Origin of the sequence: Pseudarthrobacter sp. R1, from assembly GCF_024494415.1 — a bacterium.
In the GTDB taxonomy this organism is placed as follows: domain Bacteria; phylum Actinomycetota; class Actinomycetes; order Actinomycetales; family Micrococcaceae; genus Arthrobacter.
Genome location: NZ_JAMKFI010000007.1, coordinates 98,718 through 116,060 on the forward strand (window position 1 = coordinate 98,718; position 17,343 = coordinate 116,060).

Below are 17,343 nucleotides of genomic sequence, written 5' to 3' on the forward strand. Positions count from 1 at the left end.
TTGAGCTGGACGAACTCCGGGCCCATCTGGACCTTGGCCTTGATCCAGTCCGGCTTCCGCTCCACCGGGACAGCAGAGTTGCGCTGTTCAACGCGCAAAAGCTTCCGGCCTTCAGGTGCCAATGTCACAGTAGAGCTCCTTCGGGGGTAGCGATCAGGGCGTCTTCATTCTTGCGCAGTTCTTCGGTGATTCTGGAAACGAGGTCAGCCGGGGAGACGTCATAACCGGTTTCCTGGGCGATGGTTGTTACGCCGGCATCTGTTATGCCACAGGCAATGATCTGCGTGTACGGGGCGAGATCGTTGTTGCAGTTGATGGCGAACCCGTGCATGGTGACGCCCTCATGGACACGGATGCCGATGGCGGCAATCTTCCTGTCCGGGCCCTTCGCGTCTGCTGCGATCCACACCCCTGCCCGGCCCTTGATCCGCACGGCCTGGATGCCGTAGTCGGCAAGGACATTGATGATGACGGATTCGAGGCGTTCGACGTAGTCGCGAATCCCCGCCCGGTTCTTCAGCTTGATGATGGGATAGCCCACCAGCTGGCCGGGGCCATGCCACGTGAGCTTGCCGCCGCGGTCCACCGGGACCACCGGCGTGCCATCGAAGGGCCGTTCGTGATCCTCCGTCCGTTTACCGGCCGTATAGACCGGGGCGTGTTCGAGGAGGAGTACAGTGCTCGGGGCCTTTCCGGCGACGACGTCGTCGTGGAGTTCGCTCTGGATGGCCCAACCGCGGGTGTAGTCGACGAAGTCCGGAGCAAGACCCAGCTGTGAAAACTCAAGAGTCATGGCATCCAGCTTAGACCTTGGGCGCCCACGCACCCGGTTTAGTGCTTAAGCTCACCGTGCACTCCCGGGCCCTGGGGCAGGGCGCCTGGTGACCCTGTGGATAACTTCTGCGCGCCGCGCCGGATTCGACTAAACATGGGTCATGGAAGATTTGCAGGGGATAACGGCCTCCGGTTATGCCGTAGGGCGGTTGCTTGGCCGCGGCGGCAGTTCCTCTGTCTGGTTGGTTCGGGAGGAACGGAGCGGACGGGAGTTCGCCCTGAAGTACTTCCGTCCGCCCGCCCGCAGGTCGTCCCGGGGAACCGCGATGACGGAAGAAGGTATCCGGCGGGAGATCCGCATCCTGTCCGTCCTGGATCATCCGCACCTCATCAAGGCCTACGACACTGTGGCGTTGGCCGGCGCGGAAGGCCCTGCCGCACTGATCATGGACTACGCACCAGGCGGCTCCCTCGCAGGCCTGATCGCTGCCAGGGGAAAACTCAGCGTGGGGGAAACAGTGACGGTGCTGACGCCCATCGCCCAGGCCCTGGCGTATTTGCATGGTACGGGGTTCACCCATGCCGACGTAGCGCCGGGCAACGTCCTGTTCACCGCCCACGGCAAACCGATGTTGTCCGACGTCGGCATCGCCCGGATGCTGGGTGATCCCGGCTCCGCAGCCGGTGCAGGCACACCCGGATTTCTGGATCCCGCGCCGGTGGACGCGGTTCGGGCCGGCCTTCAGCCCGAACGTGACGTCTATTCAGTGGCCGCGCTCGGCTGGTTCTGCCTCACCGGCTTGCCTCCGCAGCGGACGGCGGACCGGCCGCCCTTGTCCCTCCTGCTTCCGGAGGTCCCACGGGAGCTCGCGGCCGCCTTGGAGTCCGGGCTGAACGAGGACCGGCGGCTCCGGCCTACCGCTGCCTCCCTCGCCACAGCCGTGTACCGGAGCGCATCACCCCTGCCGCTGGACCTGGCGCCTGCAGTCCACCCCACAGTCCTGCCGGAACTGGTAACCCGCCTGCAGGCACCAAATCCACGAGGGCTCGGAGAGCGGGTCAACGGGTTGCGGCGCCGGCTGACGACGTCGAAATGGTCAGGCCCGTTCGTTGCTGCGGGAAAGCTGCCCTTCAGTGAGTCGAAGGGAGTCATGCCTCCGGCCCACCCTGGGGACCAGGGGAAAGGACGGCACGCTTCGCCGCGGGGTAGGCGGCAGGTGCGGCGGACCGCTCTTGCCGGTGCCACCGCTGCGGCAGTTGCTGCAGCCTGGTGGCTGTCCGGTGCGGGGGTCACCGCCGCCGGACCAGATTCCCCTGCAGGAACGGCTGCCGGGGCAACCACAGCCGGCGTCCCCGAACTTTCTCCTGCGGAAACACCCCAGCAAGCCGAACCTGTGGAGGCAGCCAGGCAGCAGGCGGCATCACCCGTTCCCGCCGTGGCGGTCCACGGCCTCGCGGTGCTGAGGTCGCTGGCCCTCAGCACGGGCAAGCTGGAACTCATCGATGAGGTGAACCAGCATGGCTCGGCTGCGGCGGCAGCAGATAGTGCGATCAGCGGGCGGCTGCGTCAAACCGGCCGTGTCCTGTCCGGATTCTCCACCACCTTGTCACAAGTGCAGGCGGAGGAGGGCGGAACCGAAGCCGGCGCCCTGGTTGCCGTCACCTCGGCCTCGTCCGCCTATGAGGAAAAGGATGCCCAGGGCAATGTGACGGCAAGGGGAGAGGCCGGCGCCGAACAACGGCTTCGCCTGGTACTGGTCCTTGTAGACGGCAGATGGCGGATCAGCGACATCCTTCCCGGCACCTGATGCCCGGCGCTGAAGGGAAGGCAGGCAGGCTCCTACTCCTTGCCGGCAACCCACTGCGCGGCCTGGGCGAGCGTGGGATGCTGCCAGGTGAAACCGGCAGACGAGAGCAGATCGGGTTCCATGCGCTGGCTGGCGAGGAGCAGTTCGTCGGCAAGATCGCGCATCACCAGGCGCAGGACCGGGGCCGGAACCCTCAGCGCGGCGGGGCGGTGCAACGCCTTGGCCAGCGCAGCCACCAGGGCGTTCATGTCTGTCTCCTCGGGGGCGCAGAGGTTCACCGGCCCGGACAGCGGGGAGTTCAGCAGAAAAAGGAAAGCTGCCGAAACATCGGGCAAGGTTATCCAGGGCCAGTACTGGCGGCCGTTACCGAGCGGCCCGCCAACCCCCAGCCGGATCAAGGGGAGCAGCCTGCCCAGCGCACCGCCGGAACGGCTGAGGACCACCGCCGTCCGCGGCAGCACCACCCGAACACCCGGGGGAGCGGTGGCGGCTGCCGTTTCCCACTCCCCGCAGATCCGGGCGAGGGTGCCGGCTCCCTGCGGCGCGTTTTCCCGCAGTACCGTGTTGCCGGCGTCGCCGTAGTAATTTGCGCCGGACTGGCTGATGAAGACAGGGGGCGGGGAATCGAGTTGGCGCATGGCCCGGGTGAGCGTCCGCGTGGAGTCCAGCCGCGAGCTGAGAAGTTCATCAATGCGCCTGCGGGTCCACGGCCTGTCCCCGATGCCGGCTCCCGAGAGATTGACGACGGCGTCGGCTCCGGCCAATGCCTTCGGGTCAAGTTCTCCGGCGGCCGGGTTCCACCGGACTTCAGTTGACGATGCCGGCCCGCGCCGAACCAGGGACACGACGTCGTGGCCGGCATCGCGGAAGGCGGCCGACATGTGGGTACCGATCAGACCGGAGGCGCCGGCGATAACTATGCGCATGGGGTCCATCACACCACGGCGGACGCAGCGCAGGCACCTCCACCAGGGGTAACCGGGGGTTGACTATGATCAAACGATGACCTCTTCGAGCTACTTCCGTTACCCGCACCTGCACGGCGATCTGGTCACTTTTGTGGCCGAGGACGACGTGTGGATTGCGCCCCTGGGTGGAGGGCGCGCCTGGCGTGTCTCCTCGCTCCAGCTGCCCGCCCGCAATCCCCGCTTCACCCTGGACGGACAGAGGCTGGTATGGACAGTGGTGCAGGGAACAGCACCGGAGGTGGTGTCCGCGGCAGTGAACGGCGGCGACTACCGGCAGCTCACCTACTTCGGCCACAGCACCACCCGGGTAAAGGGCTTCACTGCTAAAGGCTCCGTCGTAGTCACCAGCGCCTTCCGCCAGGCTGAAAGCCGCCACACGCACGCCTACAGTGTCCCGCTTGAGGGCGGCTGGGCCGAGGAACTGCCCTTCGGCCCCGTGGAGTCGGTAGCCTTTGGCCCCGAAGTGGGCGATGAGCGCCCGGTAGTAGTGGGCAGCGTGCTGTCACGCGAACCCGCGTGGTGGAAGCGCTACCGCGGAGGCACCGCCGGGAAGCTCTGGCTGGACAACGACGGTAACGGTGAATTTGAACGCCTGCTGCCAGAGCTTGACGGCAACCTCGCTGATCCAATGTGGGTGGACGGCCGCATCGCATTCCTGTCCGACCACGAGGGGTACGGCAACCTGTACTCGGTCCTCCCGAATGGAAAGGACCTGCGCAGGCACACGGACCACGAGGATTTCTACGTTCGGCATGCCGCCTCCGACGGAAAGCGCATCATCTTTGAGTCCGCGGGTGAGCTCTGGGTTCTTGCCGATCCTGGTTCCGACCCCGTACGGCTGGACATCACGCTGGGCTCTGCTTCCCAGTCGCGGCGCCCGGCGCTGCTGAACACCAGCAAGCACCTTGCCGCGGCAGTCCCGGACGGCGCCGGGGCGGCCAGTGCGGTCGAAGCGCACGGCACCATCCACTGGCTGCGGCACAAGGACGGGCCTTCCCGCATCATCGAAGCAACACCGGGCGTCCGTGCCCGCCTCCCCAGGCCGCTCGGCAACGGGCGGCTGGCCTACGTGGCGGACCACGACGGCGTCGAGGCGCTGTACATCAAGGACGTTGCCGCGCCGGTGCCCGGCAGAACAACGGAAGCAGGCGTCGTCGGGACATCCACCCCCGCCGGAGAGCCGGGCAGCGGTACTGCTTCAGGACCCGGACAGGAGGAAGCCGCCGTCGCCTTGCCGCAGCCTGTTCCGGCCGCAGGGGCTGCGGTCCTGGCAGGAGCCGGTCCTGCTGCCGCCGTCAGGGATGACCAGCAGGCCGACGTCGCCCCGGAGGACGCACCCTCAGTTGCCGCGGCTTCGGCTCCCGCAGCAGCAACCCGGATCGCATTTCCCCGCCCCACCCGCACCAGCTCCCTCGAGGCCAGCCCGGACGGCGGGTGGCTCGCACTGGGTACGTCCTTCGGCGAGGTGTACGCGGCCAACACGCGGACCGGGGAACTGACACTGGTGGCCAGCATCGGTGAAGGCACCGTTACGGATCTGGCCTGGTCGGCGGACTCCCAATGGCTGGTCTGGTCCGAACCCGTGACCTCCTTCGGTTCCCGCAGCCGGCTGCGGCTGGCCAAGGTAACGGATCCCGGCTCCGGCCTGGTGGACGTTACCGATGGCCGCTTCTGCGACACCTCGCCGGCCTTCACCCCGGACGGCAAGTTCCTGGCGTTCCTCTCCAACCGCAGCTTCGACCCCGTCTACGACGGGCACTCCTTTGACCTTTCCTTCCCCAGCCCCATTAAGCCGTACCTGGTGGCGCTGGCCGCTGACACGCCGTCACCGTTCGGTCCCTCGGTTGATCCGGACGCGGGGGAGGACCAAGCGGGCGACACAGCCGGGGAACCGAAGCAGGAAGCTTCGGCAGCAGCGCCGGAGGTCAGGGTGGACCCGGAAGGACTCGCCCACCGTGTCATCGGCGTCCCCGTGCCCCAGGGCAACTACACGTCCCTGAAGGCAGCCGACGGCGCACTGCTGTGGCTCGATTGGGCCCTCGCCGGAGTCACCGGCGACGGCAAGGCCAGCCAGGACGACAAGGATGCCCGCCCCAGCCTTGCCCGCTTCGATCTCGCCCGGCGGAAACAATCCACGCTGGTGGAGTCGCTGGACAGCTTCCGGCTCTCCGGCGACCGCACCAAAGTAGTGCTGATTTCCGACAAGCAGGTCAGCGTTGTACCGGCGGACAAGAAGGCTGACGAGGAATCCGGCGAGCTGGTCAAGGTGGACCTTGGCCGGATCCGGGTGATGATGGACCCGCTCAGCGTGTGGGGCCAGGCCTTCGACGAGGCATGGCGCCTGCAGCGCGACTTCTTCTGGACTGAAGACATGGCAGGGCAGGACTGGGAGTCCATCTACAAGCGCTACCGTCCGCTCGTTGACCGGCTGGGTTCCCACGACGACCTGGTGGACCTGCTGTGGGAACTGCACGGTGAACTGGGCACCTCCCACGCGTACGTCCGGCCCGCACCCGTCACGGAGAACGGTAGCCATGGCCAGGGCCGGCTCGGGGCTGACCTTGTCCTGACAGCGGCTGGCTGGGAGATCACCCACATCCTGGCCGGCGAGTCATCCGATCCCCTCGCAACGTCGCCCCTGACCCGGCCGGGCGTCGGTGCCAAGGCCGGAGATATCCTGCTGGCAATTGATGGCGTTCCGTTGTCCGCGACTGTGACCCCGGCGATGCAGCTGGTGGGGGCGGCCGGCCGGCCGGTGGAGCTGACACTCCTCAATGGCGGAGCGCACGGCGACAGCGCCGGCAGGCAGCGGCGGGTCGCCGTCGTACCCGTCAAGGACGAGGAGCGCCTGCGGTACCAGGAATGGGTTGCCTCGAACCGACGGACCGTGCGGGAGGCCTCGGGAGGCACCTTCGGCTACCTTCATATCCCGGACATGATGGCGAACGGCTGGGCCCAGCTCCACCGCGACCTCGACACCGAAACCGCGCTGGACGGCCTCATCGTGGACGTGCGGCGCAACCGCGGCGGGCACACCTCCCAGCTTGTGGCTGAGCTGATCGGCCGTAAAGTCACCGGCTGGAGCATGCCGCGGGCAGAGAAGCCACGGACCTACCCGCACCACGCGCCGCGCGGACCGGTCATCATCCTTGCCGATGAGTTTGCCGGATCTGACGGCGATATCATCACCCAGGTGTCAAAGCTGCGCGGCATCGGTCCCGTGATCGGAACGCGCACCTGGGGCGGCGTGGTGGGCATCGACAACAGGTTTGCCCTGGCAGACGGCACGGGTGTCACCCAGCCGCGGTACGCCACCTGGTTCGGCGGCGGTGTGGGCTGGAGCGTCGAGAACTACGGGGTGGACCCGGACATTGAGGTCACCTATCCGCCGCACGCCTACGCTGCCGGACGCGATCCGCAACTGGAATACGGCATCGGGGCGCTCAAAGAGATGGTGCAGGAGCTTCCCACCGACCGCCCGCCGGCACGCGAAGGCTACCGCCGGCTGCGCCCTGCGCCGCTCCCACCGCGCGGACAGGGCAAGTAACCCCACCAGCACGAAAAAGCCCTGCCGGGCCGGAAATGGCCAGGCAGGGCTTTTTAGCGTCTGCGCCTCAAAGCGGATCAGGCTTCGAGCGTGGCGTCCAGGGTGATGTCGATGCTGGCAAGGGCGCCGGAAACGGGGCAGCCGACCTTGGCTTCGGCAGCGATCTTCTGGAACTCGTCTTCGGAAATTCCCGGGATCCGGGCGGACATGGTCAGGTGGCTGCCGGTGATGCCGGTGCCCGGCACGAAGGTGACGTCAGCCTTTGTGTTCACTTCCTCCGGCGCGTGGCCGGCCTGCGCAAGGGCGTGGCTGAAGGCCATGGAGAAGCAGGCTGAGTGGGCTGCCGCGATGAGTTCTTCCGGGCTGGTCTTGCCGCCGGCAGCCTCGGTGCGGGCCTTCCACGTGACGTCGTACGTACCCAGGCCGGAGCTGTCCAGCGTGGTGTTTCCGGAACCTGACATCAGGTCGCCGTTCCATACTGTGTGCGCGGTGCGTGTTGCTGCCATAACCACTCCTCAAGTCGATTTGAACCGGGGCAGGCTGCTGCCAGGACCCCGCCGCTACCCATCCTAGGGATTCGGCACTCCGGGTGCACGGGTTGTCCGCTGTCAGAGGATTGTGACCATGGCGTTAAAAGGCCGACGGCGACGCCCCCGCAGTGAGGGAGCGTCGCCGTCGTTAGGTCTCCAGCGGGGGAACTACTGCCAGATGGTGGCGATCGCGATGTTCAGGAGCGCGAGTCCGCCCACACCGTGCGCCAGGCCGGGGCTGACGGCCTCGCCCTTCTTGTACTTCCGGCGTCCGATGAAGGCCAGGACGCCGACAACCACGGCAATGACGAGCTTGATGCCCAGCTTTGCGTAGTTGGCGTCCATGTCCAGGGCCGGAATGAGGCCCATCAGGATGACACCGGTGAGCAACTGCGTCATGGCGCCGTCGAACTGGCGGGGGTGGACGGTGGGCTTTTTCATCTGCCCGATCCAGATACCCACGATCATGGCCGCGCCGACGATGTGCAGGAAAACCACAATGTTATAAACGATGTTCATGGGACCAGTGTAGCCAGAGGTTCTACAGCTTGTAGTAGTTTCAGGATCATCCGATGGCCTGGCGCCTCCATGGTTCTAAACGCATGGTTGTTAAACGCCGACGGCGGTGCAGGCCTTGCGCTGGTCTCCCACCGCAGCCTGCACCGCCGTCGAACGTTCTAGTGCGTTACAGCCCCAGGTCTGCCTCGAAGGCGCCTTCCTCAAGGCGCGCCTTCAGCGTCTGGAGGAACCGGCCCGCGTCGGCGCCGTCCACCAGGCGGTGGTCGTACGTCAGGGACAGGTACATCATGGAACGGATGGCGATCGAGTCGTCACCGTTCTCGTCGGCAACAACCACGGCGCGCTTCACGATGGCGCCGGTGCCCAGGATGCCCACCTGCGGCTGGTTGATGATCGGGGTGTCGAACAAGGCTCCCACCGAACCGATGTTGGTGATGCTGAACGTGCCGCCGGACAGCTCGTCAGGGCCGATCTTGCCGTCACGCGTGCGGCCTGCAACGTCGGCGATCTTGCCGGCCAGTCCGGCGAGGTTCAGGTTGCCGGCGTCGTTGATGACCGGGACCAGCAGGCCCTTGTCCGTGTCCACGGCGATCGCCAGGTGCTCGGCGTTGTGGTAGGTGATCTCCTGCTTGTCCTCGTCGTAGGCAGCGTTGAGCTTGGGGTGCTGCTTGAGTGCCTCGGCCACGGCCTTGGCGATGAACGGGAGGAAGGTCAGCTTGACGCCGTTCTGGGCCTGGAACGAGTTCTTGGCACGGGCACGGAGCTTGGCGACCTTGGTCATGTCCACTTCGTGGACCTGGGTCAGCTGGGTGGAGATCTCGAGGGATTCGCGCATGCGGCGGGCGATGACCTGGCGGATGCGCGGAGCCTTCTGCGTGGTGCCGCGCAGTGAGGAAACAGCGGCGTTGGACGCTGCCGGTGCCGATGCGGCGGGCGCTGCTGCAGGGGCTGCGGCGGGTGCAGCCTTGGCTTCGGCGGCTGCCATAACGTCCTGCTTGCGGATGCGTCCGCCCACGCCGGTGCCCGAGAGCGAAGCGATGTCCACGCCGTGCTGGTTGGCAAGCTTGCGGACCAGGGGAGTAACGTAGCCGGATTCGGATCCGCCGTTGGAGGCCGCGGCCTGCGCAGTGGCAGGCGCTGCGGCAGGCGCTGCCGCGGGGGCGGGTGCAGCCTGCGGTGCCGGTGCTGCCTTCGGGGCTTCCTGGGCCGGTGCAGCCTGCGGGGCAGGTGCGGGTGCTTCAGCCTTGGGGGCTTCCTGGACCGGTGCCTCGGTGGACGGTGCTTCGGCAGGGGCAGCGGCCGCGCCTGAACCGATAACAGCCAGGACGGAGCCGACCTCTGCCGTTTCGTCCTCGTTGACGCGGATTTCCTGAAGAGTACCGGCTACCGGGGACGGGATTTCGGTATCAACCTTGTCGGTGGAAACTTCCAGGAGCGGCTCGTCCACCTCTACGGAATCGCCCACGGCCTTCAGCCAGCGGGTGACGGTGCCTTCGGTGACGCTTTCGCCCAGCGCCGGGAGTGTGACTTCGTGCCCTTCGCCGCCGGCTGCAGGTGCCTCCTGGGCGGCTGCCGGTGCTTCCCGGGCGGGTGCTTCCTGTGCAGGAGCCTGCTCGGCCGGGGCGGCCGCTTCTTCTGCCGGAGCTGCTGCGGGTGCTTCTTCGGCGGGGGCGCCGCCACCGGAGCCGTCGCCGATGCGTACCAGGGGAGCGCCGACCTCGGCGGTCTCGTCCTCGGCAACCAGGATTTCCTCAATCACGCCAGCTACAGGAGAGGGGATTTCAGTGTCTACTTTGTCGGTGGATACCTCGAGCAGCGGCTCGTCCACCTCTACCCGGTCACCTACCTGCTTGAGCCAGCGGGTGACGGTTCCTTCGGTGACGCTCTCACCGAGGGCGGGCAAGTTAACGGATTCAGACATGTCGTCCCCGTTCTCCTTATTGATCTTTAGTGCGGATGATTGCTGCCTTGTTGGAAGCCTAGTGCACCCGGCATTCCGTGCCGGGTGCACCAGGCCCTGTGGTGCGTGGGGAAACTAGCCGTGAAGCGGCTTGCCCGCGAGTGCCAGGTGGGCTTCGCCCATGGCCTCGTTCTGGGTGGGGTGTGCGTGCACCAGCTGGGCCACATCCTCGGGGTAGGCTTCCCAGTTCACGATCAGCTGGGCTTCGCCGACCTGCTCGCCCATCCGGGCGCCGATCATGTGGACGCCCACCACGGGGCCGTCCTTCTGGCGGACCAGCTTGACCAGACCTGAGGTGCCCAGGATGGAGCTCTTGCCGTTGCCGGCCAGGTTGTATTCCTGGGTCTGCACCTGGTCCTCGCCGAACTTCTCCTTGGCAGCCTTTTCGGTGTAGCCAACGGTAGCGATTTCGGGATCCGAGTAGGTGACCTTGGGGATGTTGATGTCCTCAACGATCACCGGCTTCAGGCCGGCGATTTCCTCGGCCACGAAGATGCCCTGCTGGTAGCCGCGGTGGGCCAGCTGGACACCGGGGACGATGTCGCCGACGGCGTAGATGTTGCCGACGCCGGTGTGGAGGCGCTCATTGGTGATGACGAAGCCGCGGTCGATGGTGATGCCCGCTTCCTCGTAGCCGAGGTTAGCGGTGACGGGGCCACGGCCGACGGCGACGAGCAGCAGGTCCGCTTCGAAGGTCTTGCCGTCCACGAGGGTGACCTTGACGCCGTCGTTGTTCTGCTCAACGCCCTGGAAGAACACACCGGTGGAGAACTTGATGCCGCGCTTCTTGAAGGCGCGCTCGAAGTTCTTGACGATGGTGGCGTCCTCATTGGGAACCAGCGAGGGCAGGCCCTCCACGATGGTGACGTCCACGCCGAAGGACTTCCAGACGGAAGCGAACTCGACGCCGATGACGCCGCCGCCAAGGATGATGGCGCTCTTGGGGATGGAGTCCATGGTCAGGGCCTGGTCGGAGGTGATGACCTTGCCGCCGATTTCCAGGCCGGGGAGGGTGCGGGAGTAGGACCCGGTGGCCAGGATGATGTTCCTGCCCTTGTACGCGGTGCCGTTCACCACAACGGTGTCGGTGCCCTGCAGCTTGCCTTCACCCTCGATGACGGTGATGCCCTTGGACTTGATGAGGCCCTGGAGGCCCTTGTATTTGCCGGCGACGATGCCGTCCTTGTACGCGTTGACGGCAGTGATGTCGATGCCGTCAAGGGTGACGTTCACGCCGTACTTGGCGGAGTCACGGGCGTGGTCGGCGAGCTCTGCAGAGTGCAGCAGCGCCTTGGTGGGGATGCAGCCGTTGTGGAGGCAGGTGCCGCCCAGCTTTGCCTTCTCCACGAGGCCGACGGTAAGGCCAAGCTGTACGGCCCGCAGTGCGGCGGCGTATCCGCCGCTGCCTCCACCGAGTACCAGGATGTCGAATTCTTGCGCAGTTGCCTGATCGGCCACTTAAACGCTCCCTCGCGTGAACGATGACGCGTTCTCCGCGCATCATCTGGTCTTGGAACTTGCACTGCCGTGATTATGCCAGCAGGCCCGTTCTCTTGCATTTGTGACTACCGTGGTTCACCTTAGCGAACCACTTATCCATGCTCCACCTTGGCGCCGCGTTTGTGGAGCGCTTGTGTCCAGTGTCACGCGGCCCTGCGGCACAGGGAACATTCCCGTGCCGCAGGGCACCCGTGGCTGCCGGACTCACCGGTGGTATCAGGCCGCGGCGGCGAGAATGTCCTCTACATAGGCCACCAGGGTCCGGACGGTGCAGCCCGTTCCCTGCTTGTGGGTGTAGCCGTACGGGCTGCCGTTGTTGAAGGAAGGCCCGGCGATGTCGATGTGGGCCCAGGGGATCTGTTCCCCGTCCTTGCCCTTACCCACGAACTCGCGCAGGAAAACAGCGGCCGTCATCATGCCGCCGTGGCGTTCGCCGATGTTGGCCAGGTCCGCCACCTGCGAGTCGATGCTGGGGCGCAGTTCCTCGGGCAGCGGCATGGGCCATACCAGTTCTCCGGCCCGGTCGGCTGCTGCCTTGAGCGGGCCGGTCACGCTGTCGGAGCCCATGACGCCGGCCGTGCGGTTGCCGAGCGCGATCAGCTGCGCGCCCGTCAGGGTGGCGACGTCGATGATGGCGTCCGGGTACTCACGGCTGGCGGCCACGATGCCGTCTGCCATGACGAGCCTGCCTTCGGCGTCGGTGTTCAGGACCTCAACAGTCTTTCCGCCGTACATGGTGAGGACGTCCGCGGGACGTGAGGCAGCGCCGGAGGGCATGTTCTCGGCAATGCAGAGCCAGGCGGTCGCCTTGACCGGAAGGCCAAGTCCGGCGAGGGCGAGGACAGTGTTAAGGACGACGGCGGCGCCCGCCATGTCGGACTTCATGTCGCCCATGCCGAGGGCCGGCTTGATCGAGATGCCGCCGGTGTCGAAGGTGATGCCCTTGCCGACAAGGGCGATCTTTGAGGTTGCCTTCGCGGGGGAGTATTCCACCTTGACCAGGCGGGGCTGGCGGGCGGAGCCCTTGCCCACGCCCATGATGCCGCCGAAGCCTTCCTTTTCGAGCCGCTTTTCATCCCAGACGGTGACCTTCACGGGCAGGCCCTTGGCCAGCTCCTTCGCGGCCTCAGCAAAGGTTTCGGGGTAAAGGTGGCTTGGCGGCTGGTTGACCAGGGAACGGGTGGCGTTCACGGCCTTGCCGATCAGCCCGGCACGCCTCAGGGCGGCGTCCGTCTCCTTGTGGCCGGCGAACTCCGTGAAGATGACGGCGTTCCCGACCGGATCCTTCAGCCCGTCCTTCGAGGAACGGAACTCAGTGAAGGAATAGGCGCCGAGGGCGGCACCCTCGGCCACTGCCGCGACGTCGGCAACTGACGCCGTCGGAAGGGCAAGGACAACCGTTGCGAGGCCGGCAAGCTGGCGGACAGCGGAACCGGCCGCCCGGCGCAGGGCCTCTCCCGTGAGCGGCTCCGCAGCGGAGACCTTGCCGGTGCCGGCGAGGACCAGGATTCCGGCGCCCGTCTCCGGAAGGCCGGGGAGGCGGACGATCTGGTCTGCGGCGCCGGTGACGCCCAGGGACTTGAGGGACTGCGCCAGGGCTTCTGCACTCTTTGCGGTCAGCGGGTTGTCCAGGAGGACGGGCCCGTCAGTGCCCTTTCCCACGCCGATGACCACTGCGTCACTGGGGCTCTTCTTCAGGTCCCTTGAGAGGGTACTAAGGTTGATTTCAGTATTCTTGACCACAGGGATCAGTCCTCAATTCTCGAGAGATGCTCGGGCAGGATGCATGTTCGGCGCTCTGCCATGGATGCCCGGATGCTATCGTTCGGGACGCAGTCCGGGTGTCTGCAAGCCCGTCTGGCAGGCCAGTTCCGATCGTAGCCCGTCCCCGCCCGTGCCGGTGTATTTCCTGAGAGGTGCGCCACACCGGCAGCAGGAATGTGCGGCTGCCCTGCGGCGTTGTAGGAGATGTCCACCCGCACCTATGAAAGGAACATGCCGTGCTTGAACGGATCTCCGGCTCCCTGCTGGACCCTGACGCGCTCTACGCGAGCAACATTGAGCTGTTCCACAGCCCTGAACTCCGCGGGCTGGATTTGGTGATGGGCTTCACCGGGTTCGCCGATGCCGGTCACGTAGTGAAGCAAATCAACGCTGAACTGCTGGACACGCTCGACGCCGAGCCGGTTGCAGTCTTCGATGCCGACCAGCTCATCGACTACCGGTCGCGCAGGCCCCACGTGACATTCGTCGAGGACCACCTGCAGGATTACCAGGAGCCGACGCTCGCCCTCTACCGGCTTGTCGACGGCCTGGGCAATCCCTTCCTGCTGCTGGCAGGGTTCGAGCCCGACCTGCAGTGGGAACGGTTCGCGCGGGCAGTGGTGGGCATCGTGGAGAAGCTGGACGTCAACCTGGTCACCTGGATCCACTCGATTCCCATGCCTGTGCCCCACACGCGTCCGGTGGGCGTGACGGTGCACGGCAACAGGCCCGAACTGATCGAGGGCATCTCGGTCTGGAAGCCAACGGTGGAGGTCCCCGCAGCGGTGGGCCACATCCTGGAACTGCGCCTGGTGGAGGCCGGCCGCAACGTCGCCGGCTATGTCATCCACGTGCCGCACTACCTTGCCGAGGCGGAATACCCCACCGCCGCCGTCGCAGGACTCGAATACCTGGGTGCAGCCACCTCGCTGATGCTGCCCTCGGACAGGCTCCGCGAAGCCGGCCGCGAAGTCAGCCGCCAGATCGCCGAGCAGATTGATGCCTCGGAGGATGTCCAGCAGGTGGTGTCGCGCCTCGAATCCCGGTACGACGAAAAGGCCGAAGGCACGGTCCGCCGCTCGCTCCTTGCGGACGAAAATGACGAGCTTCCCAATGCGGATGTCCTCGGCGCTGCCGTCGAGGCCTACCTCGCCCGCGAGAACCCCGGCCAGTAGCGGAACCCGCTGCTGCCGGGGCGGCCACGGCTGTCCGGGCATAATGAAGGGGTGACTGCACCCCGCGCCTGGCTGATTTGGACCGTTGGTATCTTCGGGTACCTCGTGGCGGTTTCCCAGCGCACGTCCTTTGGCGTGGTGGGCCTGGAGGCCACCGAGCGTTTCCACGCCAGCGCGTCCGCCATCTCGTTCTTCACGGTCCTCCAACTGCTGGTCTATGCAGGACTCCAGATCCCCGTGGGCCTGCTCGTGGACCGGTTCGGCTCACGCGCCATGATCGCCGGCGGTGCCGTCCTGATGGGCCTGGGCCAGCTCCAGCTGGCGTTCGCCGACAGTATTCCCGGGGGTGTAGCCGGACGGGTCCTGGTGGGCGCCGGGGACGCGATGACTTTCATCTCGGTGATCCGGCTGATTCCGCTCTGGTTTGCGCCCGCCCGGGTGCCGCTCGTGACCCAGTTGACGGGTATGTCCGGCCAGCTGGGGCAGCTGTTCAGTGTCATTCCCTTCGCCTTCGTGCTGCACGCGGCGGGCTGGACCCCGGCGTTCCTGATGCTGGCCGGGATGTCGGGACTCGCCGTCGTCCTGGTCCTGCTGCTCCTGCAGGACGTGCCGCCCGGCACGCAGCGGCCGCAGGCACAGCAAGGCCTGAAGGCAACAGGGGCTTCACTGGCCCGCGCGTGGCGCCAGCCGGGGACCAGGCTGGGACTGTGGAGCCATTTCACCATCCAGTTCAGCGGTACTGTCTTCGCGATGACCTGGGGTTACCCGTTCCTCCTTTCCGGGCAGGGCCTCGACGCCGGAACGGTCGCCGCCCTGATGGCGCTCTACGTGGCAACGGCCATGGCAGTGGGACCGTTCATCGGCCGCTTCGTTTCCCGCCACCCGCTGCGGCGTTCAACCATGGTCCTGCTGATCGCCGCTGCCACCGCCGGAGCCTGGGCAGCCGTGCTGCTGACTCCGGGGCGTTCACCGTTGTGGCTGCTGGCCGGCCTGGTGGTGGTGCTCGCCATCGGCGGCCCCGGCTCGATGATCGGCTTCGACTTCGCCCGCACCTTCAACCCCGCGCACCGCATTGGCACCGCGACGGGCATCGTCAACGTGGGCGGCTTCATCGCCGCGCTGATCGCGATCTTCCTGATCGGACTGGTGCTGGACGTCCTGTACGCCAGCGGTTTCTCCAACGGAGTCCTGTACGGGCTGGACCCGTTCCGGATCGCACTCAGCGTTCAGTTCCTGCTGCTCGGTTTTGGGGCCGCAGCAATGCTGGTCTGCCGCCGGAAGGTACGGCGGCAGATGGCTGCCCAGGGCGTTGTGGTGCCGCCGCTGCGCAGCGCGCTGGCCCGCCAGCGGCGCGAACACCTGGCCCGGCGCAGCCGGGCGGCCGCTTCAGACGACTGACTGGTCCTCCACAGGGCGGGCCGCACAGCGGCGGTTTCCACATAGCTGCGTCCCTTACTGTCGAGCGGCCCCTTGGCCGGCGAATGCTGGAGCCATGACATCTCCAGAACGGCTCACAGTCCGCGGCCCGGAAGACATCCTGGGTTTCATTCCGCACTCGTTGGGATACTGGCCGGCGCAGAGCCTCGTGGCCATCACCTTGCAGGGCAAAAGGGTGGGGGCCACCTTGCGGCTGGATCTTCCCGGGCCGGACGTCCTTGCCAATCCGGCAAAATTCCTGCGGGCCGTCCGGCGCTATCTCGAGGCGGACAAGGAGGCTGACGGCACATTGCTGGCGATCTTCACCAGCAACGGCGGTGCGGCGTCGCCATCGCGGTACGACGGTTTGCTGGCCGGCCTGGACTCCATGCTGGAAAGGGCTGGGATGCCAGTCCGGGAAGCCTGGTACGTCGGGGATGATTTCTGGCGGGAGGTTTGGTGCCTGGATGTTTTATGCTGCCCGCTGCCAGGGCGTCCCATCCAGGAAATCCGCGACAGCCTGCTCAACACCGAGATGGTGTTCCGGGGAAGCAGCATCGGACCGGCACCGGAACAGCGGCAGCCGGCCGGCCCTGTTCCTGCCCTCCATCGCGCCGCTGTGCTGGAAGCAGAGGCTGAGTGGTCGGCCCAGCTGGACCGTCGCCGGCAGAGCCGGGCGCAGTTTGCCGCGGTGCTGGGCCAGTGGGAGGCGGTACTGGCCCGCCCGGCCGGGGACCTGCAACGCCCGTCTGTACACCGAGACGCTTTCCTGCGGGCCACGCTCCTGGTGCCCGCCTGGCGCGACGCGGTCCTCGTTATGGCGGCTGCGGGGAAAACAGCGGCTGCCGCCGGGGCCGAAGAGTTCGGGATCTTCAGCCAGGACGCACAGCTGGGGCCGATGGCACCCGGGGCAGAACAGGCCGGGCCGGAAGAAGTGCCATCCGCAGCGGATGGCACCGCTTTTCCGTCCTTCGCGGTACCGGACCAGTGCGGGGAAGGCTTCCCGATGTCCGGCGGCCAGGAGGGAACCCCCGGCTACGGAAACGTCCTGATGGGGCAGGAGCCGGCCGTTCCCCAATGGCACAGCCTTGACGCCCTCGACCTCCTCCTGGAGCACCTCGCCATGATGGGCGGGCCACCGGCCGCGGCTGCCTTGACGGGGAGGGGCTGGATCGCGTGGTGCCGCGGCCGGGGCTCGTACTCGGCGGCGTACCTGGCGGAGGCGCTCGAGATCGAACCCGGGTACCGGCTCGCAGAGCTGCTGCTTGAATTGGTCCGCCGGGGCACGTTGTGCGGCTGGGCGGCGCGGAAGGAGGCTGCCTGGCAGAAATTCGGACCGGAAGCCGCCTGAAGGCGAAGACGGCAGAAAATGGCGGGTTAGG

12 protein-coding genes are annotated in these 17,343 nt (G+C 66.6%); 5 read left to right on the forward strand and 7 right to left on the reverse strand.

What is annotated here, in order from left to right; all coding sequences use genetic code 11:
- Positions 1-124: 124 nt before the first annotated feature.
- Positions 125-793 carry a lipoyl(octanoyl) transferase LipB gene (lipB, locus tag M8J71_RS08330; RefSeq protein WP_256247463.1) on the reverse strand — a complete coding sequence of 223 codons (669 nt, stop codon included), beginning with the start codon at positions 791-793 and terminating at the stop codon, positions 125-127.
- A gap of 142 nt (positions 794-935) precedes the next feature.
- Between lipB and M8J71_RS08335 the strand changes: the two genes are divergently transcribed.
- Complete coding sequence (locus tag M8J71_RS08335; RefSeq protein ID WP_256247464.1) at positions 936-2,582, forward strand: serine/threonine-protein kinase; 1,647 nt, start codon at positions 936-938, stop codon at positions 2,580-2,582.
- Between the two features lie 32 nt (positions 2,583-2,614).
- Here M8J71_RS08335 and M8J71_RS08340 read toward each other — a convergent pair whose 3' ends face one another.
- Positions 2,615-3,508, reverse strand: a complete 894-nt coding sequence (locus tag M8J71_RS08340) for a TIGR01777 family oxidoreductase (protein WP_256247465.1) — start codon at positions 3,506-3,508, stop codon at positions 2,615-2,617.
- Positions 3,509-3,584: 76 nt separating this feature from the next.
- Between M8J71_RS08340 and M8J71_RS08345 the strand changes: the two genes are divergently transcribed.
- Positions 3,585-7,097, forward strand: coding sequence for a S41 family peptidase (locus M8J71_RS08345; protein WP_256247466.1), 3,513 nt, complete (start codon positions 3,585-3,587; stop codon positions 7,095-7,097).
- Between the two features lie 77 nt (positions 7,098-7,174).
- Here the strand turns inward: M8J71_RS08345 and M8J71_RS08350 are convergent, their stop codons facing one another.
- The 5 genes from M8J71_RS08350 to M8J71_RS08370 all read right to left on the reverse strand — a co-directional run bounded on the left by M8J71_RS08350 (position 7,175) and on the right by M8J71_RS08370 (position 13,349).
- The gene (locus M8J71_RS08350; RefSeq protein ID WP_163163103.1) at positions 7,175-7,603 is read right to left on the reverse strand and encodes an OsmC family protein; all 429 of its coding nucleotides are present in this window, start codon (positions 7,601-7,603) and stop codon (positions 7,175-7,177) included.
- Between the two features lie 192 nt (positions 7,604-7,795).
- On the reverse strand, positions 7,796-8,146 hold the full coding sequence (locus tag M8J71_RS08355) for a hypothetical protein (RefSeq protein ID WP_163163105.1): 351 nt from the start codon (positions 8,144-8,146) through the stop codon (positions 7,796-7,798).
- Positions 8,147-8,312: 166 nt separating this feature from the next.
- Positions 8,313-10,067: a 2-oxoglutarate dehydrogenase, E2 component, dihydrolipoamide succinyltransferase gene (gene sucB / locus M8J71_RS08360; RefSeq protein ID WP_256247467.1), complete on the reverse strand. Its 1,755-nt coding sequence runs from the start codon at positions 10,065-10,067 to the stop codon at positions 8,313-8,315.
- Between the two features lie 114 nt (positions 10,068-10,181).
- Positions 10,182-11,564, reverse strand: coding sequence for a dihydrolipoyl dehydrogenase (gene lpdA, locus M8J71_RS08365; RefSeq protein ID WP_256247468.1), 1,383 nt, complete (start codon positions 11,562-11,564; stop codon positions 10,182-10,184).
- Between the two features lie 258 nt (positions 11,565-11,822).
- Positions 11,823-13,349 (reverse strand): leucyl aminopeptidase, encoded by a 1,527-nt coding sequence (locus tag M8J71_RS08370; protein WP_256247469.1) that lies wholly within the window; start codon positions 13,347-13,349, stop codon positions 11,823-11,825.
- A 257-nt stretch (positions 13,350-13,606) separates the two neighbouring features.
- On the opposite strand from M8J71_RS08370, the gene M8J71_RS08375 reads away from it, so the two are divergent.
- From M8J71_RS08375 to M8J71_RS08385, 3 genes are all read left to right on the forward strand, one after another.
- Entirely contained in the window at positions 13,607-14,545 is a 939-nt protein-coding gene (locus tag M8J71_RS08375) for a proteasome assembly chaperone family protein (RefSeq protein WP_256247470.1), read from the forward strand.
- A gap of 51 nt (positions 14,546-14,596) precedes the next feature.
- Positions 14,597-15,943, forward strand: a complete 1,347-nt coding sequence (locus tag M8J71_RS08380) for an MFS transporter (RefSeq protein WP_256247471.1) — start codon at positions 14,597-14,599, stop codon at positions 15,941-15,943.
- 94 nt (positions 15,944-16,037) lie between these two features.
- On the forward strand, positions 16,038-17,312 hold the full coding sequence (locus M8J71_RS08385; protein ID WP_256247472.1) for a DUF4192 domain-containing protein: 1,275 nt from the start codon (positions 16,038-16,040) through the stop codon (positions 17,310-17,312).
- Positions 17,313-17,343 lie beyond the last annotated feature (31 nt).

What these genes read in the sequence shown, in the direction of transcription:
- M8J71_RS08340 (WP_256247465.1), bottom strand. Translation starts at nt 3,508, where the DNA reads ATGCGCATAGTTATCGCCGGCGCCTCCGGTCTGATCGGTACCCACATG.
- M8J71_RS08350 (WP_163163103.1), bottom strand. Translation starts at nt 7,603, where the DNA reads ATGGCAGCAACACGCACCGCGCACACAGTATGGAACGGCGACCTGATG.
- M8J71_RS08355 (WP_163163105.1), bottom strand. Translation starts at nt 8,146, where the DNA reads ATGAACATCGTTTATAACATTGTGGTTTTCCTGCACATCGTCGGCGCG.
- M8J71_RS08335 (WP_256247464.1), top strand. Translation starts at nt 936, where the DNA reads ATGGAAGATTTGCAGGGGATAACGGCCTCCGGTTATGCCGTAGGGCGG.
- M8J71_RS08345 (WP_256247466.1), top strand. Translation starts at nt 3,585, where the DNA reads ATGACCTCTTCGAGCTACTTCCGTTACCCGCACCTGCACGGCGATCTG.
- lipB (WP_256247463.1), bottom strand. Translation starts at nt 793, where the DNA reads ATGACTCTTGAGTTTTCACAGCTGGGTCTTGCTCCGGACTTCGTCGAC.
- M8J71_RS08385 (WP_256247472.1), top strand. Translation starts at nt 16,038, where the DNA reads ATGACATCTCCAGAACGGCTCACAGTCCGCGGCCCGGAAGACATCCTG.
- sucB (WP_256247467.1), bottom strand. Translation starts at nt 10,067, where the DNA reads ATGTCTGAATCCGTTAACTTGCCCGCCCTCGGTGAGAGCGTCACCGAA.